The organism is Streptomyces sp. NPDC096339, assembly GCF_044762985.1.
GTDB lineage: Bacteria > Actinomycetota > Actinomycetes > Streptomycetales > Streptomycetaceae > Streptomyces.
The window spans coordinates 126506-148747 of the sequence record NZ_JBIWFI010000009.1; the positions used below are offsets into that span (position 1 = coordinate 126506).

Genomic DNA, 22242 nt, shown 5'->3' on the forward strand with positions numbered 1-22242 from the left:
CATCGGGGGGTCCTGGTGAGGTCTTTGATCCAGATCATCGAGGCGTGCAGGTGGGGACCGGCGAGGTAGCTGCCGGGAGTCTTCTCGTATCGGGTGTCTCACCATCCCAGTTCCGGCCTCCTGGTACGTCACGCTCTGGGGCGGGTGAGGCACGTGGAGCCGACGTGAGCCGACCGGTGCACTGAAGTCCGGGCGCGGACTCATGGGACATGGCCCGGCACCCGGCTCAGGTTCCGGGGAGGATTCGGCGCGTTTCGTAGGCCCACATCGCGATCTCGACCCGGTTGCGGGCGCCGAGTTTGGCCATCAGGCTGGCCAGATGCGTCTTCACCGTGCTGAGGCTGATGTGCAATGCATCGGCGATCTCGGTGTTGGTCAGCCCGCGAGCGACTGCGAGGAGCACCTGCTCCTCGCGGGCGGTGACGGGGGAGACCGGCTGGGCCACGGGCCGGCCGGCGGGCAGGTCCGCGAACGTCTGGAGCAGACGGACGGTGACGCTGGGCGCAATGAGCGCCTCACCGTCGGACGCCGACCGTACGGCCTGCGCCAGAAGGTCCGGTCCCGTGTCCTTGAGGAGGAATCCGCGGGCGCCCGCACGCAGTGAGCCGTAAACGTACTCGTCGAGGTCGAACGTGGTGATGACGACCACGACCAGCGGGTCGGCGACGCCCGGGCCGGCGACCAGCCGGGTGGCCTCGAGCCCGTCGAGCACGGGCATGCGGATGTCGAACAGGCAGACGTCGGGGCGAAGTTCGCGTGCCAGACGTACCGCTTCGTGTCCGTCGGCGGCCTCGCCGACCACCTCGATGCCGGGCTGGGCGTTCAGCATGATCCGCAACCCGGTGCGGATGATCGTCTGGTCGTCAGCGACGAGCACGCGAATGGGCACCGCTCTCGCTCCTCGCTCTCGGCAGTTCGGCTTCGACATGCCAGCCCCGGTCGGTACCCGGGCCGGTTCGTAGTGTGCCGCCGAGCAGGGTCGCGCGCTCGCGCAGTCCGGTAAGTCCGTATCCGTCGCGACCCCGGCCGGTGCGCCGGCCGTTGTCGCGCACGCTCACCCGTACCGTGTGCCGTTCCGCGGCGACCCGGACGACGAGCTCGGTCGCGTCGACCGCATGGCGCAGCGCGTTGGTCACCGACTCCTGCACGATCCGGTAGACGGCCGCGTCCACGGCCGGGGGCAGCGCGTCCAGTTCGCCGTCGAGCCCCAGGTCGACCCTGAGGCGACCACCCGGGGTGCGCACCAGGCGCTCCAGATCCGCGACTCCGGCAGGGGGCGCCAGCTCGGCGCCGACCCCGCGGTCGCGCAGCGCGGCGACCATGGCGCGCATTTCCTCCAGCGTGCGCGCTCCTTCCTCCTCGACCCCCTCCAGCGCCTCGACGGCGGCGGACGGGTCGGTGCCCGCGAGCACCCGGCCCGCCTGGGCGATGATCACCATGGCCGACACGTGGTGGGCCACCGTGTCGTGCAGTTCCCGGGCGAGCTGCTCGCGCTCGCGGGAGCGCACCTGCTCCAACTGCCGCTCGCGAGCGGTCCCCCGGAACCGCACGGCAGCCCCGAGCACGCCGGGCAGCAGCAGGAAGACGAAGCCCACCACCTTTTCGATGACCGGGGTCTCGTCCGCGACGACACACAGCGCGCCGGCCGCGACGATCACCGCGCCGCCCAGCACGATCTCGCGTCCCGATCCCCACCGGGGCAGCGCGTACACCAGCACGAGCACGACCGCGCCGGTGTACAGGCCGACGGACTCGCGCGGTGCGGCGACGAGCGAGGCCACCGGAAGCACGATCACCGAGCCGAACGCCAGCGTCACCATCGCCAGCGGGCGGGTCCGGCGCCACAGGGGCAGCAGGCACAGCCATACGGTGAACACCACCGCCACCGGCCGCCACACGACGTTCTCGCGCAGGGTGGCCTCCAGCGCCACACCGGCAAGGCCCGCGGCGAGCAGCGCCCAGTCCCGCCGCACCCGGGCGGGCGCGTCGGGCGGCCGGGGTTCGGTCCACAGCGTTCGCAGGTCGTCTCGGAGCACGGTTCTCAGCCTAGGGACCGCGGCGCGCCGCGCATCGGCCGAAAGGACGGGGATTCACTCCGACTTGGGGCCGACGGATCCGCGACCCGCAGGCCGATGCCGCGGAGCGCCGTGGCGACGAGCCTCGGGATCGGTGGCCGTACACGAACGGCCGACGAGGTGGTTGGAGGACCCGATGCTCTCGAAAGCCCTGTTGCGCCTGGGCGCAGGCGCCGCCCGCCATCCCTGGCGGGTGATCGCGGCATGGCTGATCGCCGGCACGCTTACCGTCCTCGCCGCCGTCGCCTTCGGCGGGCGGACCGCGGACTCGATGACCGCTCCGGGACTGGACTCCCAGCGGGCCGCGGAACTGATCGAGCGGGCAGGCACCGGCCAGGAGGGGATGACCGCCCAAGTGGTCGTCACCCCCCTCGACGACGGTGCGACGTTCTTCGACGACGAGGGCGCGCGCACCGCTCTCACGCGGCTGCGGGTTGAGGTGAGCCGGCTGCCGCACGTGCTCGGCACGAGCGACCCGGCAGGGGCGCTCGACGCGGGCGGGGACACCGCCGTGCGCGGTGGCCTCGTTTCGGCCGACGGGCGGATCGCGGTCGTCCGGGTGCAGTACCCCGACCAGAGCCGACTGTCGGCCGAGGACCTCGACGCCCTCGTCGGTCTCGGCGACCGGCTGCGCGCCGAACTGCCCCTGCGCATCGAGATGGGCGGGAGCCTCTTCTACGCCTTCTCCGACCCAGACGGCGGCGCGAGCGAGTTGATCGGCCTCCTCGCCGCGGCCGCGATCCTGTTCCTGGCGTTCGGTTCGCTCGTCGCGGCCGCGCTGCCGATCGGCATGGCGGTCTTCGGACTGACCATCGGGGTCGCCACGATGACGGTACTGGCGGGGGTGACGGACGTCCCCACCTTCGCGCCGGTTCTGGGCAGCATGGTCGGGCTCGGAGTGGGCATCGACTACGCGCTGTTCGTGCTCGCCAGGCATCGGGAGTACCTTGCGCGCGGGCTCGATCCGCACGAGGCGGCCGGACGAGCGGTGGCCACGGCGGGGAGGCCGGTGGTCTTCGCCGGCGGCACCGTCGTCGTGTCGATCCTCGGCATGGCGGTCGCGAACGTGCCGTTCATGACGGTCGGCGGGCTTGCCGTCTCGATCGTCGTCCTGACCATGGTGCTCGCGTCGGTGACGCTGCTGCCGGCCTTCCTCGGCGCGGCCGGCCCGCGTCTGGGGCGGGCCGGTCGGATCGGCCGGGCTCTGCAGACCAGGAAGCCGGGCCGACTCGCACGGCGGCGGGACCCGGCGGCAGGCGCCGCCCACGCCGCCGGGTGGCGTCGCTGGATCGGGCACGTCAGCCGGCACCCGGTGCCGTACGCGGTCGGCGCGGCGGGGCTGCTGCTGATGGCGACGCTGCCCGTGCTCGGCCTGCGCGTCGGCCTGCCCGACGACGGCTCACTTCCTCAGAGCCGGACCGAGCGCCGCGCGTACGACCTCGTCGCCGAGGGGTTCGGCCCGGGCATCAACGGTCCCCTCGTCATCGCCGCGGACCCCACCGGTGATCCGGGAGTGCTGGACCGACTCGTCGGGGCGGTCGCGGCGGATCCGGGCATCGCATCCGTCGCGCCGACGCACATCGATCGGGCCACCGGCATCGCGACCCTCGTGGTGTTCCCGACCACCAGCCCTCAGGACAAGGCCACGGCCGACACCATCGCCCGGCTGCGCACCGACGTGCTGCCCACGGCGATCGGGCACGGCCCGGCCAGGGCCCACGTCGGCGGCGCCGCCGCGAGCCTGTCCGATGTGGGCCAACGCACCAGCCAACGCCTGCCGGTGTTCGTCGCCGCCGTGCTGGCGATGTCGTTCCTGCTGCTGATGCTGGTCTTCCGCTCGGTACTCGTACCGCTCAAGGCGGTACTGCTGAATCTGCTGAGCATCGGCGCGGCCTACGGCATCATGGTCGCGGTCTTCCAATGGGGCTGGGGAGGCGCACTCATCGGGCTGGAAGCGACGGTTCCGATCGTGTCGTTCATCCCGATGTTCCTCTTCGCCATCCTGTTCGGCCTGTCGATGGACTACGAGGTGTTCCTCCTCTCCCGCGTACGCGAGGAGTACCTGCGCACCGGCGACAACGGCACGGCGATCGTCGAGGGCGTCTCGGGCACCGCCCGGATCATCACCTCGGCCGCGCTCATCATGGTGGCGGTCTTCCTGTCCTTCGCCGTCGCCGACGACCCCTCCGCCAAGATGTTCGGGCTCGGCCTGGCCACCGCGATCTTCATCGACGCCACGGTCGTACGCATGGTGCTGGTACCGGCGACCATGACACTCCTCGGCCGGGCCAACTGGTGGCTGCCGAAGTGGCTGGACCGGATGCTTCCCCGCGGACCGGTCGGCACCGACGACCCCGACGCGGAATCCACGGGTGAGGCCCCGCGTCCACGGCTGGTTGACCGTTGACTCAACTCCCGCCCGCCCTTGGCGTCCGGCACCTCAGCGCGTCGCCTAGGGGCATATCGAGTCGTGATAGGCCGAGCTGAGCGGAGCGTCGCCGTGTCCTCTCGCCATAGCGTCCGCCGGTTGGCCCCAGTCAGGGTTCATGCGGGTGATGTCCTCATGGCGAATGCGACCCGGTGGGCCGAAGATCGTTGGTGGCAGCATGAAGATCAAGCGCGTACTCGTAGCCTTGGCGCTCGCCAGTGGTGCACTTGCCCTCTGCGGACCCGCCAACGCAGACACACACGTCCACGACGGTTCCGGCAGCGTCGGAGTAGCGGTGGATCAGTACCAGAACCGCTACTCCGACTATGAACACACGCTTGACGACGTGAACTTCTAGTCGCGGTGCCGTCCTCCGGTGCTGCTCGGCTCTACCGGAGGCAAGGCCCTGAGATGTCCCCACTGGTCCGGTGGGGACATCTTTCCGTTGCGCACCAGGTCAGCGTGGATCGCGTCACCTGAGAGTCGGTTCAACTTACGCAGGCACCTGCTGCACCGGCCCGCAGAAAGTCCCGCCGCACCGATCGGGACACGACTGGCGTCGCGGGGCCGGACATCGGACGGTGGCTCCAGCGGCAGCGCCGCGGTTGGAGCGAACTCTCCGAGGAGCAGGAGCGTCGGCTGACGGCACTGGGTGTGGAACCTGCCGAGCGGTCTGCGCCGGTGTCGGTGGCCAAGGGGGCCGGGGGGCATCGGCCTTCCAGCGGGGTCTGGCCGCGCATGCCCATTATCGGATGGGCGGATGGGCCGTTTGGTTGTGCATGCCGTGACATCGCAGCCGACTGGTCGTTGAGCCGGGTGGTCAGCGAAGTGACACAGCCAGGGCCCCGAGACGAGCGTCTCGGGGCCTGGTGCTGTTCACGGATGGCTGCGGCAGTTCGACGCCGAAGAACTCGATCACGGATGTGACGAGTCTGAGCGCGTACTCGCTCGCGTCCCGGCGCAGCCGCACGTACCTCAGCGGGTGCCGGTAGACGCCCGTGCGGTCGATCGTGGTGTCGGCACCAATCTCCGCGCCGAGGCCGGGACGGGCGAGCACGGCGTCGAGAACCGCCCGAGGGCAACGCCTGCGGTGAGTGCTCTGTCGCCGGCCGGCCGCAGTCGGGCCCGTCCGGCGATCAGGTGTGCGACGGGGATTCCCCGACCGCGAGGCTTCCGGGGACCGCCTGAGTCAGCCTGCGGCGCGATGGAACCTCGATCCCGCAATTCCGCCGTACCGATCGCTCTCGTAGGGCGCCGCGCTGGCAGACGTCCCGTCGATCCTGCCCTGTGGCGCCGTCCAGGACGATCGGTTCGTCGAACACAGTGATCCAGCGATCTGAAGAGGGGGACGTGCCGGCAGAACACCAGGGCGAGACGCCGTGGCAGAGCATCGCCGCGGTGATCAAGACCGCAGGGGTGTGCGTCGGCCGCAGCCCGGCTCGTCGGATGCTCTCAGGCCCGTCTTCGGTGACGGCGCGCGCCTTGGCTACTTGGGGACCTGGTTGGTCGTGACTGGCGGCTGACGTCTTGCGAGGAGAGCACCGGCGGCCGGTGCCGGCCAACTCCCCCCTTGATCGGCGCAACCGGGAATGACTAGGTTTACCGCCGACAACGGGACGAACAAGCAGGTGGGGCGTATGACCGCATTGGACGAGCTGGTGCAGTTGTTCGGCCCGCCGCCAGCCCGAGAGCTGTCCTCCGACGACTGGACCGAGGTCGAGGACTACGTCGGTTCGGCGCTGCCCGGCGAGTTCAAGAAGTTTCTTGACGCCTATGGCACCGGGGTGATCTGCGAGGAGTTGGTGGTCTTCCACCCCCGAGGGTCCAGTCCACTGCTCGAGCGAATGCAGCGGATCAGCGAGTCGTTCGGGCAGTCGTGGCGACGCGACCCGGACGCGTACCCCTTCCGGTTCCACCCTGAGCCGGGCGGGCTCATCTCCTGGGGATACGACCACTCCGGCGATGAGCACTTCTTCTGGCCGTGCGACCCGGACCCGGACCGCTGGAAGGTGGTCACCAACATCAACGGGACGGACCCCCAGGTCTTCGACGGCTCGTTCACCCAATTCGTGCTCTTCTTCGTCCAGCAACTGCGCGATGTGGAACCGCACCATGGAATCAACCCGGCTGCCTTGGAGTTCCTTGAGCCGGAAGACCTGAACGAGCTGGCAGAACGCGGAGAGATCGGTCCTGTCAAGCCATGCTTCGAACCGTTCTGATCCGGCTTGCGGCATCGGCATCTGACGCTCGGAACCGAGTGTCGAGACATGTCAGCGTTCGCTCCGCAGCATCGGCGTCGGTAGATCGACTACCGCGCTCGCGGCCGTTCTGGCCATCTGGCGCAGCATGTCTTCGGCGCCACCCAGGCTGATCCTGAGCCCTTCGACTTCTCCGAGCCGGCCTTCGCGCTCGGCCTCGGCGATGCGGACGACGAGGTTGTCGCGGAGGAAGTCCTCCCACTCGGTGGGGGTCGGGGTGCGGTATCCCTGGGCCGGGCGCAGGATGCGGCGGCGGGCGATCAAGGCCCGGTGGGCCTCGATGGTCTCGGTCGGGTAGACGGCGTTGTAGCCCATGGTGGTGTTGATGTTGGCATGTGGCCTTCCTCACGAGAACCGGTTCTCGTGAACAAGGCCACGGCGTGGCTTCTTCGCAGCCGCCTTCTTGCCGGGGAGCTCATGCACGGTGTCATGGGCCTCCGCGACCGCGCCCTGGTCCTCATGCGCGTCGCCATTGCCGGCCGCGAACACGAACAGACCGCCACCCAGGTACGCGACTACGCCGACGCCCCCGCGGCATCCAGGCCGCCCCGCACCGTCCCGGTTCTGTACACCACCAGGCCCTCCACCTGCCCGGTCCGGGCCTGGAACCGCCTGGAAGCGAGCCGCCGGACTCGACGCCGACCCGGACTCCCCCGCCTGGCGCCGCCTCCACTCCCTCTGGCACACCCTCAGCCGTCGGCAGCGTCATCATCCGCTTCGGCCGCCCGCGCCTGACTCGACATCTGCTTCATCGCCAAGCAGGGCGGCTGGGCCCGCCTCCAATGTGCTCGTTGGCTGCCTCGAAGTCGTGGACCAGTGGGAGGACTCAGGCTTCGGTCAGCCAGCCTTCTTCAAGACCGCCCAGAACAAACCCGTTCTCGAAGCGAACCCTGTATCTGATCTGAGCGCCGACTCCGGCGTCGAGCCCTCCGTGCCGGATGATCTGCTGACGGAGGTTGTCGATCACACCGGCTGTGAAGCCATCGAACTGTACGCCGCGGATTTGGCGTTCGAATTCCGCGAGCCCCTCCTGGGCCAAGCCGCCGGCTTCCTTTGCCGAGCCCGTGACGATGCCCTTCAAGCCCTCGGCCAGGCACAGCGGACCGGGGAAGCCGATCCTGCCCGCCGTGTCGTTTGCGGTGACCTGCACATCCCTGGTCAACTTCACCTTCGCGCCGGTCTCGTACGGCATGGGAGTGCCCCCTGTTTCGATCTTGGCCATGACCATGGCAAGCGTAGTCGGGACACCACGGGAGAAGTGGGTGTCCGGCAAGATCGGGAGCCCCACCGCTAGCCAGGCGGGGCCCTTCGTATCGGCCTCGGACTCAGGTTCAGCCGGGATCCTCGGCACCGGCTTCCGGTCAGCCGTTGTGCATCAGCGCCAACCGCCCCTGACCGGCGAAGCCGGCCGCGCCGCAGGCGGTCACGACGGGTGTGTTCCCGCCGGAAGGGCGGGCGAGTGACGGAGCGGAAGGTTGGTGTTGGGTCATGGCGTACGACGAAATGCTGGCGGAGCGGGTCCGGGAACAGATGGAGCCGGAAGGGGTGGTCGCAAAGAAGATGTTCGGCGGGATCACCTTCCTGTTCCAGGGCAACGTGCTCGCCAACGTCTACGAGGAAGGCCTGATGGTGCGCGTCGGTCCGGACGGAATGGACGAAGCCCTCGCCCGCCCCGGCACCAGACAGCTGGTGTGCCGCGGCAGAGCACAAAAGGGCTGGGTCGTGCCGGCGGAGGAAGCCCTCGACGACGACGTCCTGGACCAGTGGCTGACCTGGACCCTGGACGTCACCGCCCAGCTCCCGCCCAAGTGACCCTGGCCGCGGTCCGCCCTGGGCGCCGTACACCATGCCGTTTTCCCTCACCGGGCCGCGGCGCCATTCTCCTCATCCCCTGTCCCCTCTACGGTCCCGCAGCCGGCCCGCGGCCTGCCCCTTGCCGTACGACACCCGCTCACCGCACACACGGCCTCGCCTTGGATGGGGCTACGGGCGGCCGGCCCTGGCCTCGGCCGGCACATGGCACGCGTGGAAGTCGTCGACGGTGAGGTTGTGCGTGGTGACGGCGAAGCGGTGGTTGCGGGTTGCCTGCACGGTGACGGTGCTGCCGTTGGGCCGGCGGAGCCGATCGCCCGGGGCGAAGTCGCCGGCGTCGAGCCACCGGTGGCGGGTCTCGCTCCTGCCTCGGCACGCTGGTGTCTGCCGGGGCTACAGGCTGGAAGCGTCCTCCGCGTTGCTCGTCCACGCGGTCACGGAGTCCTTGGGGGCGAGACGTACAGACCCTCAGTCGGGCACGTTGGTGTCGGCGGCGTTGGTCACGGGCGTCGCGGGGCAGTTCGCAGGCCCGGTGCACTGCTGTGTGCCAACGCGCGACCAGGCACGCGCCGTTGTGACGGTCTCGCTGGTTCCCTAGCGTGCTGGACCCAGGTCTGGGGGAAGCACGGAGCGCCGTCGGACCGTCGTACTCACGGCGACTCAGGGGGAGCACATGACAGCACCGGACTCGACCGCGCACGACACGCCGGAACAGCAGGGGTCGCGGACTCGGCCCAGGGGGCGCATCTTTCAGGCCTCGACCATGACGGCCATGCTGGAAGGTGTCTACGAAGGCACGACCACCATCGCCGAACTCCGTCGCCATGGAGACTTCGGCATCGGAACCTTTGACCGGCTCGATGGCGAAATGATCGTCCTCGACGGCCGGTGCTACCGGCTCCGCGCCGACGGGACCGCCGGTGAAGCCGACCTGGCCACGCGAACGCCCCTCGCAGCGGTCACTTACTTCCACGGCGAGTACGACTGGCGAATCACCGAACCGGTGGACGCCGCAGGGCTACGCACGGTGATCGACAACTGGCTCCCGAGCCCCAACCTGTTCTACGCGGTCCGCGTAGACGGACAGTTCGACCACATGGTCACCCGGATGCTCCCCGAGCAGCACCGCCCCTACCCCCGGCTGATCGACGCGGTGGCGGGCCAGATCATTTCCACCCACACCGACCTCCAGGGGACGATCGTCGGTTTCCGCAGCCCCACGCACATGCTCGGGGTGGCCGCTGCCGGATATCACCTTCACTTCCTCTCCGGCTGCCGCACACGCGGCGGGCACGCCTACGACTTCGTACTGCGCTCCGGGCGGGTGCGCATCGACGTGGAGTACGAGCTGCTCCTGCGCATGCCGCGTACACAGGACTTCCGCAGCGCTTGCCTCGGCCGGGGCGACATCGCAGGTGAGATCGCGGCGGTGCTCCAGGGCAGCCCGAGGCCGTGAACGGTCGCAGGCGGCAGGTCCAGTGCGTCGAGGACGGTCGGCATGATGTTGAAGTCGGCCGTTTCGTCGGTGTCGGCCGCCTTCGCCGCGCGGGCCTGTTCCAGCCACTCGTGGAACTGCCCGTAGTCGATCTCTTGCCACCGTTCGCTCCACGGTCCAGCGGTAGCGGCCGAGCCGCTGGGAGGACTCGATGCCTCTGCGGGCGATGCGCGGGACGATGTTCCGGGCGCGGAGCCATCGGCGCAGGTCACGTCGTAGGCCGGCCCCGCTCGGTGGAGTGACGGTGCGCGGTCGGGCCTGACGGGCCGGAACCCGGAGGCAGTTGGCGCCATGTGCAACCGGTCGCGGCCACGCACACGATGGCCGCCAGAACCTGCCGGGCCCCATACCGACGCCGGCCACCACGCTGCGGGCGCACCGAGCCGGCCGGGACCACCCGCCGGCACAACTCCCACAACCCGTCAGGCACCAGACGCTCCACCATCGCCATCACGGTCGGCAGCTTGGTGAGCCGGTTGAGACGATCTGTTAGATGGCGTGGTTGACGGGCCGCTTGTAATACCGCCACGGGAACCATCCCGCACCGACGGGGATCCAACCTTCCGATTCCATCCGCCGGTGTCGTGTGACAGAGGGAAGCGTGACCCGGCAGTGCTCCCAGGGGTGGCCGGACGCCTCCACCTCGTGGAAGAAGGGGCCGTAGCCGACCATGTGCCACCCGTCGCGACCGGCCTCCTCGAGGGCGGCCATCTCGTTGAACGCGGTCAGTCCTCCGAGGGTGCGGCGCTTCGGGGCGTTCGGCCCCTCGGCCGGCGGTGCCGACGACCCCGCGCCCGCGGCCTTGCCCGCGAAGCGCTGCTGAGCGGCCTGGCGGCTCACCCCGAGGACACGACCCACCGTGTCCCAGCTGTGGCCGGCGGCCCTGGCACCCTGGACCGCTTCGCGCAGCAGCCGGCTCGCCTCCTCGGCGCCGACGCGCGAGGCGTCCAGCAGGCGCAGGTACCCGTGGGCGTCGTGTTCGAGCGATTCGGCGAGCCCCTCGGGGGCGCCGAGGACGGCCGCGGCGATCCCCTCTCGGATCCGGTCCATCTCCGTCGGGTGGAGCAGTGGTTCGTTGTTCATCGGCGCAGTCCGGCAAGGGGTTCGAGGGCGTCGAGGATTTCCTCGTCACGGCGTGCCTGCTCGGCGGAGTCGCGGGCGGCCGTTCGGGCGGCCAGGGCGGAGGTGCAGGCGATGAGTGCGAGGCCCACGCCGATCAGGGCGACGGTGGCGAAGTTGCCGAACCGGTCGCCGAACATCACCGTCACAGCCGGCAGGCTCACGGCGAGCGGTAGCACGGCGGCCATGGATGTGGTGGCGGGGAAGACGTCGCGGTGCTCGGTCTTCGACTTCAAGATCAACATGCGTCAAGGAAACATTGACACGCCGGACTTGTCAAGAACTCCTTGACGCGGGGTGCCCGCTGTTGTCAGCGCTGCGGGTCGTACTCGCGTTGTTTCGCTGGGCGAAGGGGCCGTTGGATCCGGTCGCCGCGCCGCCCGCAGCGCGTATCGCGGACCCATCCGCGCGCATCCCTGGATACGGCTTCGGTTTCACTACCGTGGGTACATGGCGCCCACTCAGGAGCACACCCCGAGACGTCGGATTCCGGGCTGGGCCCCCTGGTTCTGCTGGGGCGGTCTGATCATCGGCCTCGTCTTGGTGCTGGTGTACGTGTTGGCCCCGCCCATGGACAAGCCCGGCGCGAGGGCGGAGGTGCGGCTGCAGTTCGCCGCGGGCGGGAACCTCCCGACCCGCCGGACGGTGCTGGACATCATCGACGGCAACGGCAGCGACGCAATCGAGCTCTTCAAGGACGGGCTCCTCCTCGACTGGCTGATGTTCATCCCGGGGTACACATTGGCGCTGGCCGCCGTGTTCGGCTTCGCGACCCTCTTCCTCTACCGGAGGTCCTCGCGTCTGTGGGCCCGCCGCGCGCTGGCCCTCACCGCCGTACCGCTGGTGGTGGACTGCGCGGAGAACCTCTTTCTGCGCCTGGGCCTGGACCGGCTCGACAGCGGCCCGGAATGGGCCTTCACCTGGGCCGCCTACTGCGCCCAGGTGAAGTGGACGGTCGTCGTTCCGCTGATCGCCGCGGCCCTGTGGATGGGCGCCATCCTGGCCTTCCGCTGGATCCTGCGCCCCGGGGCCGAGGTGCACGGACCGCGGCCTCCGCATCCGCGCGCCGTCGTACGCAGCGCCCACAGGCTGGCCGACGGTTCCGAAAGCTGGTCGGACGACCCCGACGTGATCGCCCCGCCCGCGGCACCGGAAGCCACCACACCCTTGGCGGACTGGACGGCCCCGTACACGCCGCCCGCACCGAACCGCGAAGAGCAGCCCGTACCCAAGGACACCGCGAAGGCCCGCTGGCACACCAGGGCGCTCCAACTGCCCGGCCGGGAGCCGGCCGAGGTCGGCATCTGCGCATCCGGCGGCGGGATCCGCTCCGCCTCGGTCGTCCTCGGCGCCCTCCAGGCACTCCGGGACGCGGGTGTGGTCCGCACGGCACGCTATCTGGTGTCCGTATCGGGTGGCGGCTTCACGGCGGGCGCTTTCCAGCTGGCACTCACCCCGGAACAGCCCAAGGACAGGAACGGGAAGCCCTTCGTGCGGGCCGATCTCGCCACGCCCGAGGACGTGTTCGCGCCCGGCAGCCCCGAAGAGGACCACATCCGGCGGCACGCGAAGTACCTCGCGGACAGTCCCAGGGAGAAGCTGCTGGCTGCGGGGACGGTGCTGCGCGGCATGGTCGTGTCCCTCGGCATGCTGGCGCTGATGTTCACCGTGGCGGGCATGTACCTGCACGCCTTCTACTCGTACCTCCCGCTGACCGACCTCGACAGCCTCCGGCGCCCCGGTGACCAGGTCCCGCACCTGAACCTGTACGCGCACGTCCGGAACCCGGTTCTCGCCCTCCTCGCGCTCGCCGGTGTGGTGACCCTGGTCGCCTCGCTCGTCAGGGCCTTCAGTGGGCAATCCCGCCCGGCCTGGGTGCGGAGCGTCATCAAGGCGATCGTGGCACTGGCTCTGGCGGTCGCCGCGTACACCGTGATCATTCCTGCCGTGATCTGGTTCTTCGTATGGCTGTCCGAGACCCAGACGCTCCTCCCCAAGGGCGGCCGGGGCGTGTCCCTTCTCGCTGCGCTCACGGCCGCGGCGACATGGCTCGGTGCCCTGTACACCGCGGCCCACAAGTCGGTGAAGAAGCTCAAGCCGGACGGCGACGCGGCGGGCATGTTCTCCAAGAGCAACAAGTCGATCACCGTGCAGAGCAGTACCGGCTGGGTGAAGGCCATCGTCTGCTGGCTGGTGCTGCTCCTGCTCGGCTTCTTCGGTCTCGCTCTCCTCTCCTGGGTCGCCGTGTACGCGGGCGAGTGGGACTGGCGGTGGAAGGTGGGCCTGCCGGTCGCCCTGCTCGTCCTGCCGTTCCTCATCGACCAGACCACCTTCAGCCTGCACCCCTTCTACCGGCAGAGACTGGCCGGCGCTTTCGCCGTGCGACGCGCGGTGCTGAACGACGGCTCGGTCGGGGGCCTCCCGTACGACTACAACGCCGAGCCGACCCATCTCAGCACCCATGCCCGGAAGGTGGACCGCTTCCCCCAGGTGATCTTCGCCGCCTCCGCCGCCGTCTCGCTGCGCAACCGCACCGCGCCCGGCCGCCCCGCGGTCCCCTTCACCTTCGCCTCCGACTATGTGGGCGGTCCCGACACCGGCTGGGTGCGAACCTCCACGATGGAGGCGACGGCCCGGCCGCTGATCAGGCGCGACATCACGGTGCAGTCCGCCGTCGCAGTGTCCGGCGCAGCCTTCGCCTCCGCGATGGGCACGCAGACGATGTTCTTCGAGCGGCTGCTCGCGCTGTCCAACCTGCGTCTGGGCACGTGGGTGCCGAACCCCGCCTATCTCGCCGAGCTGGCGACGTACGGTCCCGACTGGACGATGCCCCGGCTGCCCAGGATGCGGCGGCTCCGCTACCAGTTGCAGGAACTCGTGGGCCGGTACTCGGACACCAGCCCCATGGTTCTGTGCACCGACGGCGGGCACTTCGACAATCTCGGGCTGGTCGAGATGCTCCGGCTCCGCTGCCGGACGATCTACGTCATCGACTCCAGTGGGGACACGCCGCCGTTGGCCACCACCCTCGCCCAAGCCGTGACCCTCGCCTACGAGGACCTCGGGGTGGTCATCGAATTCCCGAAGGACGAGGTACTCAAGCTGGTGCCGGGCAGCGCCGAGCCGCTGAGGCCGACCGAGGCGATGGCGGCCCTCAACGCCCGGTTCTCCGCGAGCTGTGTGGTGACGGGCACGATCAGGTACCCCGAGCCGGTCCTCTTCGCCCCCGGCACTCCCCCCTCAGACGAAGGCACGATCGTCTTCGCCAAGGCGAACCTGACCCCGGACATGTCCTACGAGCTGCTGAGTTACGCCCTCAAGGAGAAGGCCTTCCCACGGCAGGCCACCTTCGACCAGTGGTTCGACCATGCCCAGTTCGACGCCTACCGGGCACTCGGCCACTACCTCGGCACGGCGGCCGGGAAGGCCGGGACGAGCGGGCAGGCCGGGACGAGCGAAGCCGACTAGCCGGGGCTCTCCGCGCGGCCAGTGTGGCAAGGGCACGCGACGGTGGTCGAGGCCGGGCCTGCGGCCGTACGGGGGACGGTCCCGGCCCGGATGCGAGAGCCGGGGCGCCGGCTTCCTTCGCCCGTCTGCCCCGCTGCGCACGACAGCGTCCGGGACGGTGGGGCACCGTCGTACGGAGTGGACGGAAACCCCCTTCGCGAAGAGGCGCGCATGGATGAGGCCGAGCGGTACGAGCGCTACGTCGGCGGCAGCCCGGAGGCCGAACGCCTGGTCTTCGAGCGACTCGCAGGTGACCTCCTGCGGGTGCAGCTCAAGGTGAAGAAACGCAGCGGCTCCCCCACTCTCGAACGGACCTTCCACGCCAAGGCGGTCCTCGGAGTGGAGAACGCCCGTCTGAAGTTCCACGACGACCTCCCCGAAACGCTGCGGACGGGATTCGCCAAGCCCGGAGCCGAGTATCCGGTCACGGTCCGGCTGTCCAATGCGAGCGGTGTCCGGCAGCCCGACTTCGCGCCCGATCTGCGCGGGGCGGCGCTGCGGGTCGCGGTGGGCCCCGAGGAGACCCACGATCTGTTGATGACGAGCTTCCCGGTCTCCCATGCCCGCAATGCCGGGGAGTTCGTCGCTTTCGCGCAGGCCATGGCGGGAGCCGACTCACGGCTCCGCAAAGGCTTCGCCCTGTTCGTCAAGCTGCCCCTGGCGGTCGGGTGGCCCACGGCTGCCCGCATGCGGCGCAATGTTGTCGCGGGAACCGCCCACACGGTGTCCAGCCTGGCGCTGGAGACGTACTGGAGCCGCGGCGCGATTCTGTGGGGCGACCGCGGACCGGTGCGCTATCAGCTGCGACCCGCCGCGGACGCCTCACCGGCCCCGGACCTGCCCCGCACCGATCCCGATCACCTGCGGCGTGAGCTAGCGCGGCGGCTGCGTGACACGGACGTCGTCTTCGAGCTCTGCCTCCAGCGCTACGTGGACGCCCGCCGCACCTCCATCGAGGACGGCGCGGCCGAGTGGACGGAGGAGGACGCCCCCATCCTGCCGGTGGCCACGCTGACCATCCCGCGCCAGGACGTCCACACCGCCGGAGCACGCGCCTGCGCGTCGCGGGTCGAGCTGCTGGCGTTCAACCCGTGGCACACCACGGAAGGCTTCCGCCCCCTGGGCAACCTCAACCGTGCCCGCAAGCTCGCTTACGAGGCCGGCAGCGCCCACCGCCTGGGCCACCGCTTCGTGACCGTCGAGCCACGGCGCAACACGCTGCTCGGGGCGCCGCTCCGCGCCGCCTTCCGCACAGTGAACCGCTTCGTCCCATGGCACCGGCTGCCGACCCCGCTCGGCCTGCTCAACCTCATGGCCTTCCGGCAGACCCTGCGCCGGCACAACCTCATCGACACCGAAGTCCACCAGGCCCCGCCCCAGGCCCAGCCGGTCGAGGCCCCGCCCGACGAGGAGCTGCTGGTCAGGCGCAGCTACGACGGCACCTACAACGATCTGTCGGCGCCGCAGATGGGTGCTGTCGGCGCAACCTTCGGCCGCACCATGCCGCCCGTCTACCGCCCGGACCAGTTCGACACTCCGCATCCGGTGACCGTCAGCAGGGAACTGCTCCGGCGTGACGCGTTCATCCCCGCGACGTCGCTGAACATCATCGCCGCCGCGTGGATCCAGTTCCAGGTTCACGACTGGGTCAAGCACAAGAGGCTTCCAGTCGCCACCAAGAGCGTCGAAGTGCCGCTGCCACCCGGTGAGACCTGGCAGAACACACCAGGCGGACCACGCGAGAAGGTGATGCGCTTCGGCGAGGACGAGGCGCTGCGGCCGCACGGCGGCGACGGCTCTCCGATCCTGTTCGCCGGCGACGTCTCCCACTGGTGGGACGGTTCGGAGGTCTACGGCGGTGACCAGTCCCTCGCGAAGTCGCTTCGCGAGCCCGGCGGCGGCGCGGGGCTCCGGCTGGAGGAGGGCCACCTCCCGAACGGCTCGGAGGGCGTCCCGCTCACCGGATTCACCGACAACTGGTGGCTCGGCCTCAGCGCCATGCACACCCTGTTCGCCCGCGAGCACAACGCCGTGTGCGAAGCCCTGCGGCGCGAGTATCCGCGCATGGACGAGGACCGGATCTATCACACGGCGCGGCTGATCGTGTCCGCCCTGATCGCGAAGATCCACACAGTCGAGTGGACTCCGGCGATCCTCGCCACCAAGACGCTCGACATCGGGATGAAGACCAACTGGCAGGGACCGCCGAAGAACTGGCTCGACCAGCTGGGCGTCTGGCTGCTGGAGGCGAACGGGCAGAAGGGCATCCCCAAGACCCTGCCCGACCACCACGGTGCCCCGTACTCCCTCACGGAGGAGTTCGTCACCGTGTACCGGATGCACCCCCTGATCCCCGACGACTACGAACTCGTCGACCACCGGTTCGGCCGCCGGCTGGACACCCTGGGTTTCACCGACCTCCAGGGCGCCGCCGCGGAGCCGCTCATCCGGAAGACCGGCCTGGTGAACACCCTGTACTCACTGGGCATCGCCCACCCCGGGGCGATCACCCTGCACAACTTCCCGCGCGCACTTCAGGCGTTCGAGCGGGACGGGGAGGTGATCGACCTCTCCGTGGTCGACCTGGTGCGCACCCGGCGCCGCGGCGTCCCGCGCTACAACGACTTCCGCGCCGGCCTTCACAAGCCGCGGATCCGGCGGTTCGAGGACCTCTCCTCCGATCCGCAGACCGTCGCCCGGCTCCGGGACGTGTACCGCTCGGTGGACGACATCGACACCGTGGTGGGGCTCTTCGCCGAGAATCCGCCCACGGGCTTCGGCTTCAGCGACACCGCCTTCCGGGTCTTCATCCTGATGGCCAGCAGACGGCTGCAGAGCGACCGGTTCCTCACGGTCGACTTCCGGCCCGAGATCTACACGCCCCTCGGCATGGACTGGATCGAACGGGGCGGCATGACGAGCGTCATCCTGCGGCACTGCCCCGAGCTGGCGGGCGTCCTGCCGCGCGGGGCCGGCGCGTTCGCTCCCTGGCGTCCGGTCCAGCCCGTCCGCAACAACCACAGCCCCGGCCACGGCTGAGCGAGAGGAGGCGCCATGTCCACACCCGACAGCGCAGGCCACCCGGGCCTGGAAGCCCTTCTCTCGCGTCCGCTGTGGGAGACGGTCTTCAAGCGGCGCACCCACCGTGTCAGCCGGGGCGCGTCCGTGCCGGCCGGGTCGATGAGCCACCGCTCCACCCACCGGCCGGAGCCGCTGGGCGAGCTGGAGGAGGCGGTGCTCATCGCCCTCACCGGCTCCTCGGGACTCACCATGCCCGACCGGCCCTTCGAGGACCCGCGTGATCACAAGCCCATCATGGCCAAGCCGAACCTGAACATGACGGGCCGGACGGCGGGTAGTCCCGACAACGCGCAGGCCACCCACTTCTTCATGATCAACGACAGTGGCACGTACTACCTGAGGAAGCTGCCTCCGTCGCGGGACCACACCTTCGACCCCGACACCCTGATCGAGCGCGCCCGCCAGTCGAAGGTCCGCGTACTGGACCACCGCTTGGACGTCGCCGAGGGGATGCGCGACTTCCCGGCGTACCTCGACTCCAACCGGTTCCTGTCCAACCTTCCGGGCACCACCCTGTTCCTGCCGGTGGTCGACCTCTCCCACCAGTACATCAACGCTCTGATGTACCTGCTCACCCAGCCCGAGGGAGCCCGTCCCACGGTCGTCGACGACCGCAACTTCTACCGCCCGGCCGGGGTACGGAAGTGGGTGAAGAACGGCTTCCTCAACCCCGACATCAAACTGCCGCTCGGTTCGATGGGACCGATGCGCACCCAGGTCGAAGCCGACCTGCTGCTGCAGAACATGATGCTGGTCGCGGACGCCATGGGACTGGGCGCCTGGATCCACGCGACGATCAGTCCCCAGATCATGCTGGGCGACCCGAAGTTCTCTCGCGCATACGGCCGCATGCTGGGCTTCGACTTCGTCACGCCGAAGTTCCGTCCCGCAGACATCCTGCGCTGGCAGGTGCCGCTGCCGAAGTACGCCGAGTTGCGCGCCCACCCAGTGGGGCTGCGGGCCAGCGGTGAACACCTCGTCAAGGGCGCCTGCCCACCCAACTACCCGTCGATGCACGACGCCGTCGACTCCGTCGTCCGATCCAAGTTCGCAGACAACGGCATCTACGCGGACAAGGACCTCTTCACCCGCATCTACAAGGACGACTACGCCCAGCGGTACCTCGCCGAGGCGAGTGAGTACGACAGGCAAGTGATCGAATGCGCGCGGGACATCTGCGTGTACATCCACGAGACCCACGGGCGGTTTCCGGCTCACACCGACGCCATCCATGTGCCCGGCATCTGGCTGCAGGCGCACCACGTGGAATCCGAATACTACGACCGGTTCTTCCAGGACGGCCTGACCGAAGCCCACCGTCGGCACGCCTCACGCTGGGACGGATGAGGGAGACCCGATGAGAGTCTACGAGGCCATCGTCAAGGGGCTGGAAGGCATCGGGGTGCGAACGGCCTTCGGCGGTGCCGGGGAGAACGCGGCCGGCCTGATGCTGGCGCTGAAGCACTCGCAGCAGATCCGGCCGGTCATCACGCGACACGAACAGGCCGCGTCCTTCATGGCCTGCGGCTATGCCATGTACACCAATCGGCTGGGCTTCTGCTTCGCGACGGCCGGTCCGGGCGCGTTCAATCTGTTCTCCGGGCTGGCCGTGGCCATGTCCGACTCCTATCCGGTCCTCGCCGTCTCGGGGTACGCGAGCATGAAGTGGCGCGGATGGGGCTCGCTCAACGAGACGTCGGGGCTGAACCGCACGCCCGACTCGCAGGCCATGTTCGCGGCCACGACCAAGAAGTCCTTCCTCCTCACCGACATCGCCGATACGTGCGACGTCCTGGAGGAAGCGGTCAACGTCGCGTTCGAGGGCAGGCCGGGACCCGTGCACATCCACGTGCCCGAGGACCTGACGCACCGCGGGGTCGAGGTGACGAACTTCCGGCCGCCGAGGCTCGACGTGAAGCCGGTCCTGCCGGACCCTGCCCGGGTCGCGGAGATCGCATCGGTGCTGGCGGACGCCCTCGCAGCGGGGAAGCGGATCGTGGCGCTCGTCGGCTTCGGTGCGGTACGGAGCGGCGCGGGGCCGGAGATCAAGCGGCTGATCGAGCGGTTCCAGATCCCCCTGCTCACCACCCTGGACGGCAAGGGCATCGTCTCCGAGGGGCACCCGCTCGCGGTCGGTGTCTTCGCCGACAGCGGCCACTCCAGTGCGTGGAAGGCCTTCCGCGAGGCCGACGTCGTGCTGTGCATCGGCAACTCCCTCAATCAGCACGCCACGTTCAACTACCGCGAGGACCTGTTCGAGAACAAGCTGCTCATCCATGTGAACATCTCCGAGGGCGAGTTCCGCAAGGCCTACCGGCCCGATCACACCCTGCTGTCGGACGCGCGGCCCGCGGTGGCCGCCCTGGTCGACGCGCTGGAGCGGATGGTCGGCGAAGTCCCTGCGGTCGAGGTCGACGGCCGGGACTACGAAGCCCGGAAGATCATTCACCTGGCGGGAAAGATCCATCCCGGAGAACTCGCTCAGTCGATCGGGCGCATGCTGCCACCACAGGGTGTTCTGCTCGCGGACGCGGGCGCCCATCTGGCGTGGCTCGGGTACTACGTGGAGCTTGAACAGGGGCAGAACTTCCGAAAGGCCGGCTCCTTCGGACCAATGGCCGGACACGTCAACGGAGCCATCGGTCTGAAGGTCGCCCACCCGGACCGGACCGTCGTCGTGGGTTGCGGTGACGGATGCTATTCGCTGTCCGGCTTCGAGCTGATGACCGCCGTGGAGCACGACATCCCCGTCATCTGGGTCATCTTCAACGACGGGGAATTCAAGCTGATCAAACTCTTCCAGCTGGCCACGTACGCCGAATCCGGCCTTGTCGAGTTCCGGAACCCGGACTTCGCCGCGTACGCCCGCGCATGTGGCGCCGACGGCTACCAGGTGGAGACGCTCGATGAATTCGAGGAGGCGTTCCGCGCCGCACTGGCCTCGGGCCGGCCCACGGTCATCGACGCCAAGATCACGCGATGGGCGGTGCCGCACTACAGCCCGTCGCCCGACGGCGTGATCGACGGTCTCGTCGAGACCCTCGAAGCACGCTTCCGAGACTGAACGCCCGTCGGTACGCACCAAGGCGCGGTGAGCGTGACCCATGTCCCGAGCACCCGAGCACCCGAGCACCCCACACGACGCCACCGACCGGCACGATCACGGCGACTGCGCCGAGGACGATTCCGGCCCGCGCCGCCCGCCCGCGAGTCGGGTCCGGCCGGCCGGCCGCGCATGTCGCGAAGGGGACCGCCCATCGCCACCGCGAGGGCGCCTGCGGACAGTGAGAACGTCCCCGTCCGAGGCCGGGGCCGGGCAGCCTCGCACCCCGGTCCGAGTCGGCGAAGGCGCGGGCCGCCTGGGCCGCACGGGTGGACCGGCTGTCGCGGTGTGCGCGTGCGCCGGCGGACGTCAGCGTCCGTGAAGTCTGATGGACCGCGGTCGGCCCTCCGCGTTCTCGTCCAACGTGCATCGGCTGCCCCGGAGGTCAACGGCAGGAAACGAGGAGCGCCATGACCGAACACGCGCGCATCGACGTCCATCAGCACGTGATCCCGCCAGACCGGAGCCGTGCGATCGCCGACCGCGCCGCTTCCCTCGGATGGCCGGTGCCCGCATGGGACCGGCAAGGTGCGATCGCGATGATGGACCGCCGCTCGATCGCCACCGGCATCCTCTCGTACGCCGCTCCGCTGGGGGCTCCTGACGACATCAAGGGGGCCCGTGCCGCGGCCCGGGACGTGAACGAGTTCACCGCGGAGTTGGTGAAGGACCGGCCCGACCGGTTCGGCAACTTCGCGGTGCTCCCCTTGCCGGACGTGGACGGAGCAATCGCCGAGGCCGTGCACGCCTTGGACGAGCTGGGTGCCGACGGGGTGATGACCCTGTCCAACGCCAACGGGCGCTACCTCGGAGACCCGGCGTTCGAGCCGCTGTGGGCCGAGCTGGACGCACGCGCCGCGGTGGTCCTCGTCCACCCCACCGCGCCGCCGGGTGCGATGGTCCCGGGCCTGCCCAGCCCGCTGGTGGACTTCCCGTACGACACCGCCCGCACCGCCCTGCACCTGGCCGTCGCCGGTGTCCCGGGCAGGTACCCGGGGCTGAAGATGATCCTGCCCCACGCGGGCGGCTTTCTTCCGTACGCCGCCCACCGCTTCGCGGCCGCCGCCCACCTGCGACCCGGCGCCGCTCCCGAGGACCTGCTCGCCGAGCTGCGCCGCTTCTACTTCGATACCGCGTTCTGCGCGGGCCCTGCGTCGCTGCCCTCGCTCCTCGCCTTCGCCGAGCCCGGACACGTCCTGTACGGCAGCGACTTCCCGATGGTGCCCGAGGAGTGGTGCGGCAGCTTCGACGACGGGCTGGACGGCTACCCGCGTTGGGAGGACGGGCAGCTCCACTCGATCAACCGGGGCAATGCCGAGTACCTCTTCCCCCGGCTCGCACGATCCTGATCCGGGCCAGGGCCT

At 69.7% G+C, this 22242-nt stretch carries 17 protein-coding genes and 3 pseudogenes; 10 read left to right on the forward strand and 10 right to left on the reverse strand.

Going from position 1 to position 22242, the window contains the following annotated elements:
• Positions 1-226 precede the first annotated feature (226 nt).
• Both ACIQ5Y_RS15245 and ACIQ5Y_RS15250 read right to left on the reverse strand, forming a co-directional pair.
• Complete coding sequence (locus tag ACIQ5Y_RS15245; RefSeq protein WP_403879850.1) at positions 227-889, reverse strand: response regulator; 663 nt, start codon at positions 887-889, stop codon at positions 227-229.
• Positions 864-2036, reverse strand: a complete 1173-nt coding sequence (locus ACIQ5Y_RS15250; RefSeq protein WP_403879852.1) for a sensor histidine kinase — start codon at positions 2034-2036, stop codon at positions 864-866. Before ACIQ5Y_RS15250 ends, ACIQ5Y_RS15245 begins: the two co-directional genes overlap by 26 nt.
• A gap of 175 nt (positions 2037-2211) precedes the next feature.
• On the opposite strand from ACIQ5Y_RS15250, the gene ACIQ5Y_RS15255 reads away from it, so the two are divergent.
• The gene (locus ACIQ5Y_RS15255) at positions 2212-4482 is read left to right on the forward strand and encodes an MMPL family transporter (protein WP_403879854.1); all 2271 of its coding nucleotides are present in this window, start codon (positions 2212-2214) and stop codon (positions 4480-4482) included.
• Between the two features lie 199 nt (positions 4483-4681).
• Entirely contained in the window at positions 4682-4861 is a 180-nt protein-coding gene (locus tag ACIQ5Y_RS15260) for a hypothetical protein (protein WP_403879856.1), read from the forward strand.
• A gap of 462 nt (positions 4862-5323) precedes the next feature.
• Here the strand turns inward: ACIQ5Y_RS15260 and ACIQ5Y_RS15265 are convergent, their stop codons facing one another.
• Positions 5324-5560 carry a hypothetical protein gene (locus ACIQ5Y_RS15265; RefSeq protein WP_403879858.1) on the reverse strand — a complete coding sequence of 79 codons (237 nt, stop codon included), beginning with the start codon at positions 5558-5560 and terminating at the stop codon, positions 5324-5326.
• A 580-nt stretch (positions 5561-6140) separates the two neighbouring features.
• Between ACIQ5Y_RS15265 and ACIQ5Y_RS15270 the strand changes: the two genes are divergently transcribed.
• A complete protein-coding gene (locus ACIQ5Y_RS15270) occupies positions 6141-6722 on the forward strand; it encodes a hypothetical protein (protein WP_403879860.1) in 582 nt (193 codons plus the stop codon).
• Positions 6723-6773: 51 nt separating this feature from the next.
• On the opposite strand, the gene ACIQ5Y_RS15275 is transcribed toward ACIQ5Y_RS15270, so the two are convergent.
• Both ACIQ5Y_RS15275 and ACIQ5Y_RS15280 read right to left on the reverse strand, forming a co-directional pair.
• Positions 6774-7076, reverse strand: coding sequence for a hypothetical protein (locus ACIQ5Y_RS15275; protein ID WP_403879862.1), 303 nt, complete (start codon positions 7074-7076; stop codon positions 6774-6776).
• Positions 7077-7587: 511 nt separating this feature from the next.
• On the reverse strand, positions 7588-7983 hold the full coding sequence (locus ACIQ5Y_RS15280) for a hypothetical protein (protein WP_403879864.1): 396 nt from the start codon (positions 7981-7983) through the stop codon (positions 7588-7590).
• Between the two features lie 266 nt (positions 7984-8249).
• Here ACIQ5Y_RS15280 and ACIQ5Y_RS15285 point away from each other — a divergent pair, with 266 nt between their 5' ends.
• Positions 8250-8573 carry a TfoX/Sxy family protein gene (locus ACIQ5Y_RS15285; RefSeq protein ID WP_403879866.1) on the forward strand — a complete coding sequence of 108 codons (324 nt, stop codon included), beginning with the start codon at positions 8250-8252 and terminating at the stop codon, positions 8571-8573.
• A gap of 171 nt (positions 8574-8744) precedes the next feature.
• Here the strand turns inward: ACIQ5Y_RS15285 and ACIQ5Y_RS15290 are convergent.
• A pseudogene (locus tag ACIQ5Y_RS15290) lies at positions 8745-8912 on the reverse strand (hypothetical protein); the annotation flags it as partial.
• A gap of 334 nt (positions 8913-9246) precedes the next feature.
• Between ACIQ5Y_RS15290 and budA the strand changes: the two are divergent.
• Positions 9247-10029: an acetolactate decarboxylase gene (gene budA / locus ACIQ5Y_RS15295; protein ID WP_403879868.1), complete on the forward strand. Its 783-nt coding sequence runs from the start codon at positions 9247-9249 to the stop codon at positions 10027-10029.
• A gap of 135 nt (positions 10030-10164) precedes the next feature.
• On the opposite strand, the pseudogene ACIQ5Y_RS15300 reads toward budA, so the two are convergent.
• The 4 genes and pseudogenes from ACIQ5Y_RS15300 to ACIQ5Y_RS15315 form a co-directional block, all read right to left on the reverse strand.
• Positions 10165-10260: pseudogene (locus ACIQ5Y_RS15300) on the reverse strand (IS5/IS1182 family transposase); the annotation flags it as partial.
• Between the two features lie 37 nt (positions 10261-10297).
• Positions 10298-10519 (reverse strand): annotated as a pseudogene (locus ACIQ5Y_RS15305) (transposase); the annotation flags it as partial.
• 38 nt (positions 10520-10557) lie between these two features.
• Positions 10558-11151, reverse strand: coding sequence for a hypothetical protein (locus ACIQ5Y_RS15310; protein ID WP_403879870.1), 594 nt, complete (start codon positions 11149-11151; stop codon positions 10558-10560).
• Positions 11148-11432, reverse strand: coding sequence for a hypothetical protein (locus tag ACIQ5Y_RS15315; protein ID WP_403879872.1), 285 nt, complete (start codon positions 11430-11432; stop codon positions 11148-11150). The genes ACIQ5Y_RS15310 and ACIQ5Y_RS15315 overlap by 4 nt, the downstream gene beginning before the upstream one ends.
• A gap of 205 nt (positions 11433-11637) precedes the next feature.
• On the opposite strand from ACIQ5Y_RS15315, the gene ACIQ5Y_RS15320 reads away from it, so the two are divergent.
• The 5 genes from ACIQ5Y_RS15320 to ACIQ5Y_RS15340 all read left to right on the forward strand — a co-directional run bounded on the left by ACIQ5Y_RS15320 (position 11638) and on the right by ACIQ5Y_RS15340 (position 22227).
• The gene (locus tag ACIQ5Y_RS15320) at positions 11638-14655 is read left to right on the forward strand and encodes a hypothetical protein (protein WP_403879874.1); all 3018 of its coding nucleotides are present in this window, start codon (positions 11638-11640) and stop codon (positions 14653-14655) included.
• A 210-nt stretch (positions 14656-14865) separates the two neighbouring features.
• Positions 14866-17733 (forward strand): peroxidase family protein, encoded by a 2868-nt coding sequence (locus ACIQ5Y_RS15325; RefSeq protein WP_403879876.1) that lies wholly within the window; start codon positions 14866-14868, stop codon positions 17731-17733.
• A gap of 15 nt (positions 17734-17748) precedes the next feature.
• Entirely contained in the window at positions 17749-19122 is a 1374-nt protein-coding gene (locus ACIQ5Y_RS15330; protein WP_403879878.1) for a hypothetical protein, read from the forward strand.
• 10 nt (positions 19123-19132) lie between these two features.
• Complete coding sequence (locus ACIQ5Y_RS15335; RefSeq protein WP_403879880.1) at positions 19133-20839, forward strand: thiamine pyrophosphate-binding protein; 1707 nt, start codon at positions 19133-19135, stop codon at positions 20837-20839.
• 449 nt (positions 20840-21288) lie between these two features.
• Positions 21289-22227, forward strand: coding sequence for an amidohydrolase family protein (locus tag ACIQ5Y_RS15340; protein ID WP_403879882.1), 939 nt, complete (start codon positions 21289-21291; stop codon positions 22225-22227).
• Positions 22228-22242: the final 15 nt, after the last annotated feature.